Below are 15,536 nucleotides of genomic sequence, written 5' to 3' on the forward strand. Positions count from 1 at the left end.
ATGAAAAAATATACCCGTTACATCATTGCGGCAATCCTCCTGGGCTCCCTGGGGCTGATCATTTACGGATTTACCATCATTGAAGATGATCCGCTCATTGCCAATAAATGTATTGGGTTCGGGACCGTTGGTATCTTCCTCGTGGCCATGCCCCTTTTCCTTATTACGGAAAGCAAAGGGAAGAAAATGAAAGACTATATGCTGACCGAAGAGAACATCCGGAGAATGCAAGGACGAAAGGACAAACAGGCTGAGGATCAGTAATTTCCTCGAATTTATTCTTGCCGCTGCGCTTTTAAAGCCAAAAAATCATACATTCGTATAGTACATTTTTTAATCAATTATTTTTTTACCATGACTGGAACAGTAAAATTTTTCAATGAATCTAAGGGATATGGGTTCATTACAAACGACGACACCGGAAAAGACATTTTTGTTCACGCGACCGCCCTTAACGGTGTAGAATTGAACGAAGGAGACAAAGTAGAATACGAGGAAGAGGAAGGAAGAAAAGGAATCGTAGCTGCACAAGTGCAGGTTATAGGATAAGCATATTTTATTTTGAAAGCATCAGGACCCCGGCATTCAGCCGGGGTTTTTTTATTCCCATCAGTTCAGGTTTCGCTTTTCTATAAAAAACTGCTTCATCAGTGTTGCGGCTTCCTGCTCTAATACCCCACCGACGATCTCGGTTTTCGGGTGTATTTGCCCACCCATTGCAGCGAATCCACGTTGAGGATCATGGGCAGCGAAGACGATCCTTGGGATCTGGCTCCAATAAAGGGCTCCGGCACACATCTGGCAAGGCTCAAGAGTGACGTACAAGGTACAGCGATGAAGGTATTTGCCACCGAGGAAATTGGCTGCAGCCGTAATTGCCTGCATTTCGGCATGGGCCGTAACATCGTGCAGCCTTTCCGTCAGGTTATGTGCCCTGGCTATGATCCTGCCCTGGACCACGATCACCGCACCCACAGGGATCTCTCCAAGCCCATAAGCGACTTCTGCTTCCTGCAGGGCTTTTTTCATAAAATACGTATCGTCCAGGATTCCGTCCATGATGGCAAAAATACATAAATAGGCCTATTTTGCCTTATCCTGAAAAAATGATTTTAATGTACCTTTACGTCTTAACATGGAACTACTGCCCAACATAAATTCGCCCGAAGACCTGAGACAATTAGACCAGGATCAGCTACCTGCACTGGCGGCGGAAATGAGAGCGTTTATTATAGAGGTAGTAGCAGCCAAGGAAGGGCACCTTGGTGCAAGCCTAGGGGTAGTAGAACTCACTATCGCACTGCATTATGTCTACAACACTCCTGATGATCGGTTAATCTGGGACGTCGGCCACCAGGCTTACGGACACAAACTGCTCACCGGAAGGCAAGCAACATTTATCACCAACCGTCAATATGGTGGTTTAAGCGGATTTCCCAAACGCAGCGAGAGTCCCTATGACGCATTTGGAACCGGACATAGTTCCACCTCCATCTCGGCCATTCTCGGGATGGCCATCGCTTCCAGGCTCAGTGGGAAAAAAGATCGCAAACATATCGCGGTGATCGGTGATGCATCTATAGCGAGCGGGATGGCTTTTGAAGGGCTGAACCATGCCGGGGAATCCCCTGCCGATGTGCTGATCATATTGAATGACAATGCCATCGGGATCGACCCAAGTGTAGGTGCTTTAAAAAAATACCTCACTAACGTAAAACAGGGAAGCGCAAAGGATGAAAATATCTTCGAATGCCTGAACTTCCAGTATACGGGGCCTGTAGACGGTCACAACTTACCCCTGCTGATCAAAACCCTTGAACAACTTAAGAAAGTTAAAGGTCCCAAATTACTGCACCTGATCACTACCAAGGGAAAAGGCCTGAAGAAAGCCGAAGAAGAACAGGTGACCTACCACGCCCCGGGAAGGTTTGATAAGCATACGGGAGATTTGATCCGGGGCAGTAAATCTGAAGGACCTCCAAAGTTCCAGGATGTTTTTGGACTGACCTTACTGGATCTGGCCCGTGAAAATGAGCGCATTGTAGGGATAACCCCGGCCATGCCAACGGGCAGCTCCATGAAATACATGATTGAGGCCCTGCCCGACAGGGCTTGGGATGTGGGAATAGCGGAACAACACGCGGTCACCCTGGCAGCAGGAATGGCTGCAGACGGACTTATTCCTTTCTGCAATGTGTATTCTACTTTCCTTCAACGAGCTTACGACCAGGTGATACACGATGTGGCTTTGCAAGACCTGCCGGTCATTTTCTGCTTGGATCGTGCCGGATTAGTAGGCCAGGATGGGGCTACCCATCATGGATTGTACGATATGGCCTACTTGCGTTGCATCCCCAACCTGTACATCTTTGCACCCATGAACGAAATTGAGCTGCGCAACATTATGTATACCGCCCAATTAGGATTACCCCATCCCATCGCTATAAGGTACCCCCGGGGAAAAGGAGTCATCACGGATTGGCAACAAGCCTTCGAAAAGATAAAGATCGGTAAAGGTCAATTACTAAAAGAAGGGAAACAAATTGCCTTCCTGAGCATTGGTGCCGCCGGGAATACAGTAAGCGAACTGCTATCCGGTTACGAGGCAGGAAGCACTCCGGCCCATTATAACATGAGGTTTGTAAAGCCCTTGGACACGGAAATGTTGCACCAGGTTTTCGGGCAATATTCATACGTTATCACCGTTGAAGACGGTTGCAGGGCCGGTGGATTTGGAAGTGCTGTGCTCGAATTCGCCAATGAAAACGGATATAAGAACCCGGTAAAGATCTTTGGCGTTGAAGATCGTTTTATTGAGCAAGGCACAGTAGCAGAATTACAGGCCGAGGCCGGCTTAGACCTGGACACGATAAAGAAATATGTTGAGCAATTACTAGAAATAACTCGCTAGTTAAATGAGAATACTACCAACCCTCCTATTCTGCTTATTTTGCATTATGCTATCCGCCCAGGATACAATCCCGACAGAATCAGAGCCAGATACCACTATTCGCGGAACTATTGTTATTCGTTCTTTCCAGGATAAAGTACGGATTGTACCCAGGGGCGTACGGCTCGGCAATCCCGCCATCAGTTACAAAAAGACCAAACCTCTGTTAGAAAAGGAGAAAAGGTTTCGGGTACCCTCATTCTGGGAAAAGAAGAACGAAATGAGCCTGGGGATGAGCGAGGTCGCTTTTGTTAACTGGAACGCAGGGGGAGATAATGCGATCACCGCCCTGGGAAGAATGAAATTTGAACGTAATTACAAGTTCCGCTACGTCTCCTGGAAGAACCTTTTAGAGATGCGTTTTGGCTGGAATGCACAGGAGGGCAGAAAATGGAGGAAAACAGAAGATGCGATCCGTTTCAGTTCCACCTTTGGCTATCGCCGGGATACGCTAACTAACTGGTATATCACGGTCCGAACCAACTTTAACACCCAGTTTGCGGATGGTTTTAAGTACCCCGATCGCAGCACTCCTATCTCGCGCTTTATGGCACCGGGCTATCTCTTCCTGGGGGGTGGGGCGTCCTATATTTCTGAAAGCGACAATTTTAACCTCTATATTTCCCCCTTAACCCACAAAAGTACCTTTGTGCTGGACAGGGAACTGGCGAATAAGGGAGCGTTTGGTGTGCAAAAAGCAGTCCTTGATTCGGAAGGTAACGTGATTGAACCCGGCAGCAGGTCGCTCACTGAATTTGGTTTCCTGGTGACCAACTCCTGGAAGACCCCGGTTATCAAGAATGTAAATCTAGACCATAGAGTCAGTTTCTATACGGATTACCTTAACGACTTTGGTAATATAGACGTGGACTGGGAAATGAGCTGGGAACTGATCGTCAACGAATACATCAAAACCTCTATAGGCACACATATCATCTATGATGATGACATACTGTTTGATGTAGTTCAGGACGGTGATGGAAACATCATTGATCCGGGCCAACCCAAAATTCAGTTCAAGCAGCTGCTAACCGTAGGAGCCGTCTATATCTTCTGATCAGAGCTGTTTTCCACTAATCTTATTGTGGATATCTACAGCCCCGCTATCTGATAGGCTCGCTACATAAGTACTGGCATTCAGCAAAAGCTCATAATAAGAGCCGGATGTAGACCTGATCGCAGAAGGCAGTGTTCTCAACACCAGTTTATCATAATTACTGGCTCTATCTTCCTTGGTCCGTACCAATGCACCGGTGTAGACTTCTAGTAGATCTGACAATATCTTAAATCCGGCGATCTCTTTTTCTACCACCTCCTTGGATTGGTAGATCCTTTCAACACTCAGGTCAATGATGTCGCTGATCTGGGCCTTGTACTTACTCTTATCAAGGAGAGATACACTGAGATCTCCCTTGAGGATAGCTTCCTCGTTCTCCATAAAGATCCTGGCTGCATCTTGTATCAGGGTATTGATGGCGAGAGCCCGAAGGTAACTGATGCGATCCTCCATAAACGGCATCCTCTGGTATTTCTTGGTATTGATGGTATCCTTAACCAATTTGATCAGGTATTCCAGGGCGTAATCCTCGGGGATAAGTCCAAGGTTGATCCCATCCTCAAAGTCGATAATGGTATAACAGATATCATCGGCGGCCTCAACCAGGAAGGTCAGCGGATGCCTGGAATAGGAAATATCGTCCCCTTTACCCGTGAATCTTAACCCGAGTTCCTCTGCAACTTCCTGAAAGAATGAAGCATCGGACTGGAAAAACCCAAATTTCTTATCTGCGATATGTGTGGTCGGTTTTTTGGGTAGCGACTCTTTGGGGTATTTCATAAATGCGCCGAGCGTGGCATAACTTAACCTGAGGCCGCCGGTCACACCTTCCCGGGAGGCAGTCAGCAATCGGAAACCGTTGGCATTCCCTTCAAAACTCACCAGGTCCTGGTATTTCTTTTCGGTCAGCAGTTCGCGGTATTCTTTTCCCTGTCCGTTCTTAAAAAATTCACCAATGGCTTTCTCCCCACTATGACCAAAGGGCGGGTTCCCAATATCATGTGCCAGGGCAGCAGCAGCTACGATAGCACCCATATCGTTAAAACGGTATCCATGGGTGTCTTGCAGTTGCGGGTGCTTTTTCAGCAATGCCTGACCTACCATTCGGCCAAGACTCCTCCCCACTACGGATACTTCCAAACTGTGGGTAAGCCGGGTATGCACAAAATCGGTTTTGGATAAGGGAATGACCTGTGTCTTATCCTGCAGGCTTCTGAAAGCCGAGGAGAAGATCACCCTGTCGTAATCCACTTCGAAGCCCAAACGCGCCTCATCCTGTTCTGTACGTAAGCGTTTACCGGTATCCCCCTGCCTTCTTAGGGAGAGAAGTTGTTCCCAATTCATAGGTGTTAATTAAGGTCGCAATATACATTAAATCAATGGCAGGTTAAGGAGCAGGTAATATACAAGTAACGTTAAGTTAACCCCATAACCTTTCCCTAACATAATGGTTATAGGGATTTAAAATAGAGCTAACCCCACAGTTACAATGGTGGCTGTTCTTTGCAGCTTGAAAACAATTATGTTGATGAGAAGATTTTTTGTGTTGATGCTGTTGTTAACAGCCGTGCAGATGAGTGCCCAATCTACCGGTACTATTACAGGAAAATTAATTGATAAAGAAGTAAATGATGAGCCCCTGGCGTTTGCCAATGTACTTTTAAAAGGAACTACAAAAGGTACGACGTCAGATTTTGACGGACTCTTTGAAATAGGCAATTTAGAACCCGGTAATTATACCGTGGTATTCAGTTACCTGGGATATGAAACTGTAGAAATGGCCGATGTCCTGGTAGAGGCAGGAAAAGCGACTTCCCTGGAGGTTCCCATGTCTGCTACAGAAGGTGTTGCACTGGACGAGGTAGTTCTCACCACGGTGGCCCGGAAAGATTCAGAAACCGCTCTTTTATTAGATCAGAAAAAAGCTGTTGAGATCAAGGAGAGTATTGGTGCTCAGCAACTGGGAAAGATCGGGGTGTCTGATGCCGCTACCGCCACGACCAAGATCTCGGGTGTTACCACCAGTGAGGCTTCCGGCGATGTTTTTGTCCGAGGGCTGGGAGATCGTTATCTCTCCACTACTCTGAATGGACTTCCCGTTCCGTCAGACGACGTAGAACGCAAAAATATAGACCTGGGATTGTTCCCCACCAGGGTGATTCAGAATGTGAGTGTCAGTAAGACCTACGGGGTAGAATCTACAGCGGACCAGGCGTCAGGAACTGTAAATATCAGCTCCAGGGAATTAGCAGGATCCAATGAATTCAGTATTGGGGTAAATACCGGGATAAATACCAATGTTGCCCAAAATGGCGTCTATGACAATTTTAAATTGTCTCCCAATTCGGCAAATACCGATTTCGGATTTTACGACCAGAGCAGGAACACCCTGCAATTGATCACTCAACAGGGATGGAACACAATTAAGCAGGAAAATCCCGTAGATTACGGTTTTAACCTGGTAGCCGGTAAAAAATTCAAGGACAAGCTTGCTGTATTAGCCACCGCATCTCACAGTACCCGCTATAACTACGGGCAGGGTCTTTTCAGGCAGTACCGATCTAACTTTGTCGATGATACCATCACAGATGCAACTACTTATAATAAAAGGATAGTTAACTCGGGTCTTTTAGATGTCACCTATTTTATCGACGACAAGAATAAACTAAAGTCCAGCACATTCCTGATCAACACCTTGGACGAATCGGTTTACGAAGGTGGCCGGAATGGTGAGGGGACTATTTTTGAAGAAACCGATCCTGCAGAAGGATTGTTCCAGTTTATCCGTGACCAGAATACAAAGCAGACACGTTTACTGGTATCCCAATTATTAGGGACTCACTACCTGTCTGAAAAGAATACCCTGGAATGGGCAGGAGGATACAATTTCGTAAACGCCTCTGAGCCGAACAGGATTCGCAACGAGGTAAACTTCGACCCGGATGGTGATTTCGTACAACTGGGTAGAACCGGAGGCTTTCAGCAACGTAAGTCCAAACAGAATATCGAAGATGTAGAATTCAACGGTTTTATCAAGGATGCGCATAAGATCATCGATGAAGAGGGGAAATCCTTAACCGTGGAATTAGGAGGAAATTACAGGAACAAGACCCGTGACTTCGTCTCCCAGTTCGTCGGTGTTGAAGAGGCTTCTGTGAACACCATCAACCCCTCCTCTATAGACAACCTGGGGGCCATATTTACCCAGGCCAATTTTGACAATGGTCTGTTGCAGTACAACATACTGCAACCGGACCGCTACGAAGGATCCCTTGAATCTAAAGCAGCCTTCGCCGATTTTAATGTCGGCCTGGACCAATGGAACTTTAATGCAGGACTCCGATTCCAGAAAGATGATATTAATGTGACTTATGATGTGGGTAACATTCCGGGGCGGATCGGGACTGCTGATAAAGCATACAGCAACCTGTATCCCAGCCTGAACGTGAAATACAACATCAACGAGGAGCACGCCTTACGTTTGGCTTTGAGTCGAACCATCACCTTACCCGAATTTAAGGAGATCGCGCCATTTGAGTATGTATCACAGACCGGGCAGATCACCCGTGGTAATCCTTCCCTGGAGGCTTCGAGAAGCCTGAACTATGACCTAAAATGGGAATTCTTCCCAAGCAATGGACAGTTGATTTCTGTCTCCACCTTTTACAAACAAATTTCTGATCCTATCAACAAAGTCCAGGACAGGGGCTCTGCCGGTGTATTCTCTTACTTCAACTCTGGTGACCAGGCCGAAGTGTTCGGTTTTGAAGCGGAGACCAAGATAGCCTTGGTCGCCCCCGGCTATAATGAGGAAACAGGAAATTCTGAAGGTTATGGTTTGGACCTGACTTTCAATGCAACCCGCATGTGGCATCAACAGGACCTGAAGGAGGTACGCGATGCTGATGGGACTTTCATCAGGACCTTTCAATATAAAGGACTTGATGAAACAGGCCTGCAGGGTGCATCAGACTGGATCTTAAATACCAGTCTTAATTTCACCAGTGGTGGAGAATTCCCATGGGATGCCTCTCTTACCGCGAATTACGCCTCTGACAAGATCTTTGCACTTGGTGCGCCGGAGATCCAGACCCAGAGCGAGACCTTCTATAACGATGCCATCGTTGAGAACGGATTTGTTGTGCTCGATGCAGTTCTGAGTAAAGACCTGGACAAGCATTGGAGCATTCGTCTTACCGGGCGAAACCTATTGAACCCGGAGATCAAAAGAACCCAGCTGGTCAGACCGAGTACCACAGGAATTGAAACCGAACAAGTGGTTAGATCCTACACGGCAGGCTCACAGATCAGGTTAGGGGTTAATTACAAGTTTTAATGACTTTTAACCTAACTACTAACTTTTTACTACAAAGAATCATGAAAAAATACATTACAAATATAAGCCTGGCCTTAACCCTGTTGGGGGCCATTGCACTTACAAGCTGCAGCAGTGACGATACTACTGTAGACCCTGTTGCCCAAGCCACTTGTTCTGACGGAATACAAAACGGGAGCGAAACCGGTGTGGACTGCGGAGGCAATTGCGCCAATAGCTGTACCGATGAAAATAGCACCAACCTTTCGGGGGAGCAGGAAGAAGACCGAACCCTGGATCCTTCCCAGACGTACTCCCTAACAGGGACCTATAGTATAGCAGCTGGCGCGACCTTAACCATTCCTGCTGGCACCACCATCATCGCACAACAAGGGACAGATAAATATATTGTTGTAAAGAAAGGCGGATCGATCAATATAGAAGGAACGGCTAATGATCCCGTAGTGATGACCTCACAAAACGGTCAACCCGGGGACTGGGGGGGACTTGTGATCGCCGGAAACGGAGTTACCACTGAAGGCACGGACGCTGTTGCCGAAGTAGGTGGTATTGTTTACGGAGGTAGTGATAATGATGACAATTCCGGAAGTATTAATTACCTGGTTATAGAAAACGCGGGGGCACAGATCAACGCCGAAGCCCAATACAACGGTCTTACATTATATGCCGTAGGTTCTGGAACAAGCATCAATAACGTGGGGATCCTTAATGGTACGGACGACGGGGTTGAATTCTTCGGGGGAGCTGTCAGCGTCACTAACCTTTACCTTGAGAATAACGAGGATGATGCCATAGACTGGACCGAAGGATGGAATGGGACCGTTACCAATGCCTATGTATTGCACACCATTGCCGGATTCTCAACTGTAGTAGAAGCAGACGGTGTTAACAACAATCCAAGTATTGTGAACCTCACAGCGGTTTCCACTGAGGGCGGAACTGCCCTGCAGTTTAAAAAGGAATCAGGAGCTACCATCACCGGTCTTTCTTTAACCGGTTATGTAAGGTCTCTAGACATGAGGGATAACGGACCTTTAGCCAATATCCAGATCGAAGGGCAGGATGCTGATCCTACGAAGACTTATTTAGAGGAAGCAACAGTAAACATTTCAACTTTCGCCTGGGTGGGTTCAGACATCGAAGTGCAGACCGAAGCCTTGCCTTCTTCAGTTACTGCTGACCTGACCCTGGACGCCAGTAAGATTTATCGCTTAACGGGGAGCATGAGTGTAGAGGCCCCGGCGAAACTGACGATCCCCGCAGGAACTAATATTATTGCAGACGCTGATGGTGGTGCTTCTACAGACACCTATATCGTAGTGAAGAAAGGCGCCCAGATCGACATACAAGGAACAGAACAAGATCCTGTGGTGATGAGTTCTACCAATAGAATGCCCGGCGATTGGGGAGGCCTTGTGATCCTTGGAGACGCTGAAACAACCGAAGGAGTTGACGCCGTGGCTGAAGTAGGTGGTTTTACTTACGGAGGGACCAATAATGCCGATAACTCGGGATCTATCAGTTACCTGGTGATCAATTATGCAGGTGCCCAGATCAATGCAGAGTCGCAGTACAACGGGCTAACCCTTTATGCGGTAGGATCAGGGACCACTATTGACAATGTCGCCATCCTGAATGGAACAGATGACGGGGTAGAATTTTTCGGAGGGACGGTTAACGCTACCAATTTCTACCTGAAGAACAATGAAGATGATGCCGTAGACTGGACCGAAGGATGGAACGGGTCACTGACCAACACACGGGTGATACATGACATACAAGGTTTTTCGACCGCAGTTGAGGCAGATGGAATCAATGGAAATCCCTCATTGACCAACTTCACTGCCATTTCTACTCAGAATGGAACGGCACTGCAGTTTAAGAAAGAGTCCGGTGCCACAATCACTAATCTTTACCTGGAAGGCTATGCGACCATCGTAGATATGAGGGATGGCGGTGCACTCGCTAATGTACAGATAGACGGGCAGGATGCCGTTGCAGACGGTGATTACTCCGGGGGGACCCAGGTTTCTGCCGAGACATTTGCCTGGGTAGTTGAATAATAATATTCTATTAAGCCCCATAAAAAAAGCCCCTTCTTCAGGGGCTTTTTCATCTATAAATTTTTAAGCTCAATCTCGTATAACTAACTGGGTTGCATTATTCCATTCCTGAACACTAGCGATGGCATTATTGTCAAAATCGACTTCCCTCAGTTTATCCTGGCCCCAAAAGAACCATTTTCCGGTTTTGACCCCATTCTCATAGGTTCCGATAGATCTTTTATTTCCACTCTCGTCGTAACTGATCCATTTTCCATGTAATTCTCCCTTAAGATTATAGGTCCCCATTTGACTTATCTCACCATTATCATGATAATAAACCGCTTCTACAAGGCTCTTATCCTTGATGACTTTTATTTCCTTATCTTTTTGTGAGAACCCCAGGTTAACTACTAAACAAAAGGCACAGAAGGCAATCAGCTTTTTCATATTAAATAGATTTGTTGTATAAAGATAACGGTTTTTAACCTTAAATACATATTTAGTTAACGTTAAATTTACATTGAACTTCTTAATGACTGTATTACAGATCTTTAATTAACCACCACCCCGCTTTTTAATAATTATTTAATATTCCAATTACATTAAAGACACGCTTAAACGCCATCTTTATCCCGTATTTAAATACCTTCATAAGCATTTCATATCCATTAGTTTTTGTCAACATTAATTGTAGAAATGCATAAGACCGCCCAGGCCAGGCGGTCTTTTTATTTCCCTTTTTTAATGTTTAGGATACGTTTACTTAACATAGAAACATGTTCTTTGCGGCGACAAAAACTGATAGGGTAATGAAAATCAACACATTATCATTGTGCCTGATTTTGCTCGCCACGAGCATTCAGGCACAGGAAACGAATTCCCCGGCATTCGGAAAAGGACTATTCAACCTGGTAGGAAAGGACAGTACCTGGACCATGAAGATTGGAACCCGGATGCAATTCCTGGCGATTGCGAACCTAGATGAGAACGAGGAGGGGGTTTTTAGCGACGCTGAGTCCAGTTTTCTGGTACGTCGTGCGCGACTCAAATTTGACGGTTTTGCTTACAGTCCGAAATTAAAATACAAAATTGAACTCGGATTATCGAACAGGGATATTTCCGGCGCTTCTCAATATACCAGTAACGCTCCACGATATATCCTGGACGCTGTAATCATGTGGAATTTTTTCGAGAATTTTGAACTTTGGGTAGGCCAGACCAAACTTCCCGGGAATATTGAGCGTGTCATATCCTCCGGAAACCTATCGCTGGTTGACCGTTCCCTGGTCAACAGCCGTTTCAATATAGACCGGGACATGGGTATACAGCTCAGGCATCACACCTTTTTATCCGATAAATTCCTGATCCGGGAAAAACTGGCTATCTCCCAGGGAGAAGGCAGGAACGTGACTACGGGGAACGAAGGGGGGCACCAATTCACCGCACGTCTTGAATTGCTGCCCTTCGGAGAATTTGAAGGAAAAGGAGATTACAGCGGTAGTGACCTGGTTAGAGAAAAAAGCCCGAAGTGGATGATTGCTGCCACTTATGATACCAACCAGGATGCCGTAAGGACCCGCAGTAACCTGGGTTCTTACATGGATACCGATACCGGACTTTACAGTACGGACATCAACACCCTGTTTATAGATACCATGTTTAAATACAATGGATTTAGTTTTATGGGGGAATACGCAGATCGTACTGCCGATAACCCGATAGCGGTAAATTCTGATGGCAGCCCTACAGGGGACGTAGTGGCGGTAGGTGATGGACTTAATTTGCAGGCGGGTTACCTGTTTCCCTCTAACTGGGAACTGACAGGACGTTATACAAATATTGTATTTGACCAGCAGATTACAGGATCACAGCCAATATCACAGTACACATTGGGACTTTCTCGTTATATTGTAGGTCATAAATTGAAGGTACAGAGCGATATAAGTTACCTGGCTGAAGATGGCGATAACGACGAACTGATGTACCGACTTCAATTTGATATTCATTTCTAAAATAACCTTTAGGTAACATTATAAGCCGAATCACTTTAGATATTTGCAAACTGATTTTTTGATACTATGGACAATATTTATTTACTGATCGTTATCGCCCTTGCCGCCCTCGCTATTGCAGACCTGGTCGTAGGTGTGAGTAATGACGCCGTAAACTTCCTGAATTCCGCTATTGGCTCTAAAGCCATCTCTTTCAGGACCATTATGATCGTCGCCAGTGTGGGAATTGCATGTGGTGCTATTTTTTCCAGTGGGATGATGGAAGTGGCCCGGAAAGGAATCTTTAACCCCGGCGAGTTCTATTTTAACGAGATCATGTTCATCTTTATGGCAGTAATGATCACCGATATCCTGCTGCTGGACTTTTTTAATACCCTGGGACTTCCAACATCGACAACGGTTTCCATAGTTTTCGAATTATTGGGAGCAGCCGTAGCCATGTCTATGATCAAGATTTTTGCCGATGGTGGTACGCTAGGTCAGGTCGTGGATTACATCAACACTGCTAAAGCTGCGGAGATCATATCCGGGATCCTGCTCTCGGTGGTCGTCGCCTTTACTATTGGAGCATTGGTACAGTGGGTCTCTCGTCTATTATTGACTTTCGACTTTGAGCGTAAAGCCAAATGGGTGGGTGCATTGTTCGGGGGAATGGCTCTGACTGCCATCAACTACTTCATCTTTATGAAAGGTATAAAAGGAACCCCTTTTGCAGACCAGACATTTGATATTATCGGGGGTATGAAGATCATTAATTTCCTGGAAAGTCAGGTATTGCTCATCGTTTCCGTGAGCCTGGTATTCTGGTTTTTATTTTCCATTGCCCTGGTCCAGATCTTTAAGATCAATATTTACAAAGTAGTCATCGGGGTTGGTACTTTTGCATTGGCCCTGGCATTTGCCGGGAACGACCTTGTAAACTTTATCGGGGTACCGATCGCGGCCTACCAGTCTTATGTCGCCTGGGCGGCATCTGGGGTTGAGGCTACAGAATTCAGCATGAACGTCCTGGCGACCAAAGTTCCAACTCCAACAGTATTGTTATTTCTATCAGGCCTTGTTATGGTGGTTACCCTTTGGCTATCTAAAAAAGCACGGTATGTTGCTGATACGGAAATCAACCTGGCTCGTGAAGGAGAAGCCAAAGAACGATTTAACCCCAATTTCCTGTCTCGCTCACTGGTTCGTTTTGCTATGCTAAGCGGGCAGTATTCTGCTGCTGTACTACCACAATCAGTACAGAAGAGAATAGAGAAAAGGTTTAGCAAACCGGTCATTAAGCTCACTAAAGGAAAGAAGCACGAGTTACCGGCATTTGATATGGTTCGAGCTGCTGTAAACCTGATGGTAGCAGGAATCCTGATCTCTATTGCTACGTCCTACAAACTTCCCCTCTCTACTACATATGTAACCTTTATGGTAGCCATGGGTACATCTCTCGCGGATCGCGCATGGGGTAGCGAAAGTGCGGTTTACAGGGTAGCGGGAGTTCTTAACGTGATCGGGGGATGGTTTATGACCGCGATTATCGCCTTCCTTGCTGCAGGAACAATCTTAACTATTATCAGTTTCGGGAAAGGTGCTGCTATTGCCGTACTGCTGTTCGCTGCCGTACTATTATTGGCAAGGAATTACATCTCCTATAAGAAAAAATCTTCCGAAGGTAGAGCCGAGGATAGCATACAGCGCGCCGAGAGCAGTTCTATACAGGGTGTGATCGAGGAGAGCGCCAAGAACATCTCTAACGTGGTTAAGCGTAGCAATAAGATCTACACCAACTCTATTAACGGCTTGGCCAAACAAGACCTGGATCACCTCAAGAAAAACAAGAAACAGGTAGCCAAGCTTTCAGCGGAAGTTGAAGACTTAAGAGACAGCATATTCTATTTCATCAAGAACCTGGACGAAGGTAGCGTCGGAGCCAGTAATTTCTACATCAATATCCTTGGGTACCTGACCGATATGACCCAATCCCTGGAGTACATTGCCAAGGTAAGTCATAAACACGTACATAATAACCATAAAAAGCTCAAATACAACCAGATCAAAGAGCTTAAGGAAATTGACCAGAAACTGGATGAGGTGCTATCGGCTACTAAAGCTGCTTTTGATGATCGGTCGTTTGATCGCATCGGGAAGATCCTGGCAGGCAAACACGAACTGTTTGAGATGGTTTCTCAAAAGATCGAGACCCAGGTTGCCCGTACACGTACCGAGGAATCGAGTCCTAAGAATACGACATTGTATTTCTCTTTATTGTTGGAGACAAGGGATCTTATGGATGCAACCATGAACTTACTTGATCTTTACTATAAGGAATATGATGAGACCGTTACTCCAGCTTTTATAGAGGAGAAGAACAGTTAATTCATCTAAGAAACTAGGATCCTAAGGGTAATGGCTAGAAGATAGTCATTACCCTTTTTTTATGATCTCACCGGGCAATGATCACCATCAGCATGCACCAGAGTACTAAAGTGATGAATATCATTTATTTACCGCCACCCTCCCCCTAATTTAGGAATCGTTAAACGCAGTAAATAATTTTCAATCCTTTAAATAACAGATCATGAAAAAGTTACTTCTCGGCTTAATTGCTTTTGGCCTGGCCAGCCACTCCTATGCCCAGATTATACAGACTGAACAATTAAAAGAAGTTGTTGTGGAGGCGATGAATTACAAATACCTCAACCAGCTGGATAACTCGGAAGCCGCAATCCCGGTACAGATGCTGGAACGTAAGGTGGCTGCCTATGATGTTACCCAACAGAGCTTTTATGAAGACGATTTTGACTTTTACACGGTTTCCTTTTACATCCCTGAAGGTAAGATCGTAGCTGTTTATAATCCCCAGGGACAGGTAACCAGGACTATAGAACGTTTCAATGACGTTGCCTTACCAAGAGCTATACAGGAATCCTTATATAAGCGTTTTCCAAACTGGCAGGTGGCTAATGACACGTATAAGGTCAATTATCATGAGACCAAAGGGGTCAAGAAAAGCTATAAGATCAAATTAGTGAATGGTGATAAAACCATGCGCGTAAAAATGACCGAGGACGGCCAGTTTCTATAATATTTCCATTCCCCTGGCATGACCTTAGTGGCGTTCATCCGGACGCTGAAGAGCGATCTC

12 protein-coding genes are annotated in these 15,536 nt (G+C 45.8%); 9 read left to right on the plus strand and 3 right to left on the minus strand.

From position 1 onward, the window contains the following. Both PP178_RS02440 and PP178_RS02445 read left to right on the plus strand, forming a co-directional pair. Positions 1-264 (plus strand): hypothetical protein, encoded by a 264-nt coding sequence (locus PP178_RS02440; protein WP_272592712.1) that lies wholly within the window; start codon positions 1-3, stop codon positions 262-264. Between the two features lie 90 nt (positions 265-354). Further along, positions 355-549, plus strand: a complete 195-nt coding sequence (locus PP178_RS02445) for a cold-shock protein (protein WP_272592713.1) — start codon at positions 355-357, stop codon at positions 547-549. A gap of 60 nt (positions 550-609) precedes the next feature. Here PP178_RS02445 and PP178_RS02450 read toward each other — a convergent pair whose 3' ends face one another. Further along, the gene (locus PP178_RS02450; protein WP_272592714.1) at positions 610-1,059 is read right to left on the minus strand and encodes a nucleoside deaminase; all 450 of its coding nucleotides are present in this window, start codon (positions 1,057-1,059) and stop codon (positions 610-612) included. 76 nt (positions 1,060-1,135) lie between these two features. Between PP178_RS02450 and PP178_RS02455 the strand changes: the two genes are divergently transcribed. Both PP178_RS02455 and PP178_RS02460 read left to right on the plus strand, forming a co-directional pair. Next, positions 1,136-2,911 carry a 1-deoxy-D-xylulose-5-phosphate synthase gene (locus PP178_RS02455; protein WP_272592715.1) on the plus strand — a complete coding sequence of 592 codons (1,776 nt, stop codon included), beginning with the start codon at positions 1,136-1,138 and terminating at the stop codon, positions 2,909-2,911. Positions 2,912-2,915: 4 nt separating this feature from the next. Continuing rightward, positions 2,916-4,007 (plus strand): DUF3078 domain-containing protein, encoded by a 1,092-nt coding sequence (locus PP178_RS02460; protein ID WP_272592716.1) that lies wholly within the window; start codon positions 2,916-2,918, stop codon positions 4,005-4,007. Here the strand turns inward: PP178_RS02460 and dgt are convergent, their stop codons facing one another. Then, positions 4,008-5,351: a dGTP triphosphohydrolase gene (gene dgt / locus PP178_RS02465; protein WP_272592717.1), complete on the minus strand. Its 1,344-nt coding sequence runs from the start codon at positions 5,349-5,351 to the stop codon at positions 4,008-4,010. It abuts the gene before it with no gap. A gap of 184 nt (positions 5,352-5,535) precedes the next feature. On the opposite strand from dgt, the gene PP178_RS02470 reads away from it, so the two are divergent. Next, positions 5,536-8,343 (plus strand): TonB-dependent receptor, encoded by a 2,808-nt coding sequence (locus tag PP178_RS02470; protein WP_272592718.1) that lies wholly within the window; start codon positions 5,536-5,538, stop codon positions 8,341-8,343. Positions 8,344-8,384: 41 nt separating this feature from the next. Further along, positions 8,385-10,406 (plus strand): hypothetical protein, encoded by a 2,022-nt coding sequence (locus tag PP178_RS02475; protein WP_272592719.1) that lies wholly within the window; start codon positions 8,385-8,387, stop codon positions 10,404-10,406. A 69-nt stretch (positions 10,407-10,475) separates the two neighbouring features. On the opposite strand, the gene PP178_RS02480 is transcribed toward PP178_RS02475, so the two are convergent. Beyond that, positions 10,476-10,835, minus strand: a complete 360-nt coding sequence (locus PP178_RS02480) for a toxin-antitoxin system YwqK family antitoxin (protein WP_272592720.1) — start codon at positions 10,833-10,835, stop codon at positions 10,476-10,478. Between the two features lie 362 nt (positions 10,836-11,197). Between PP178_RS02480 and PP178_RS02485 the strand changes: the two genes are divergently transcribed. The 3 genes from PP178_RS02485 (at position 11,198) to PP178_RS02495 (ending at position 15,476) form a co-directional block, all read left to right on the plus strand. Continuing rightward, positions 11,198-12,400, plus strand: a complete 1,203-nt coding sequence (locus PP178_RS02485; protein WP_272592721.1) for a porin — start codon at positions 11,198-11,200, stop codon at positions 12,398-12,400. Between the two features lie 66 nt (positions 12,401-12,466). Further along, positions 12,467-14,767 carry an inorganic phosphate transporter gene (locus PP178_RS02490; RefSeq protein WP_272592722.1) on the plus strand — a complete coding sequence of 767 codons (2,301 nt, stop codon included), beginning with the start codon at positions 12,467-12,469 and terminating at the stop codon, positions 14,765-14,767. A 202-nt stretch (positions 14,768-14,969) separates the two neighbouring features. Further along, positions 14,970-15,476, plus strand: a complete 507-nt coding sequence (locus PP178_RS02495) for a nicotinate-nucleotide adenylyltransferase (RefSeq protein ID WP_272592723.1) — start codon at positions 14,970-14,972, stop codon at positions 15,474-15,476. The last annotated feature ends 60 nt before the right edge of the window (positions 15,477-15,536 follow it).

Origin of the sequence: Zeaxanthinibacter sp. PT1 (assembly GCF_028464225.1) — a bacterium.
Taxonomy (GTDB): Bacteria; Bacteroidota; Bacteroidia; order Flavobacteriales; family Flavobacteriaceae; genus Zeaxanthinibacter.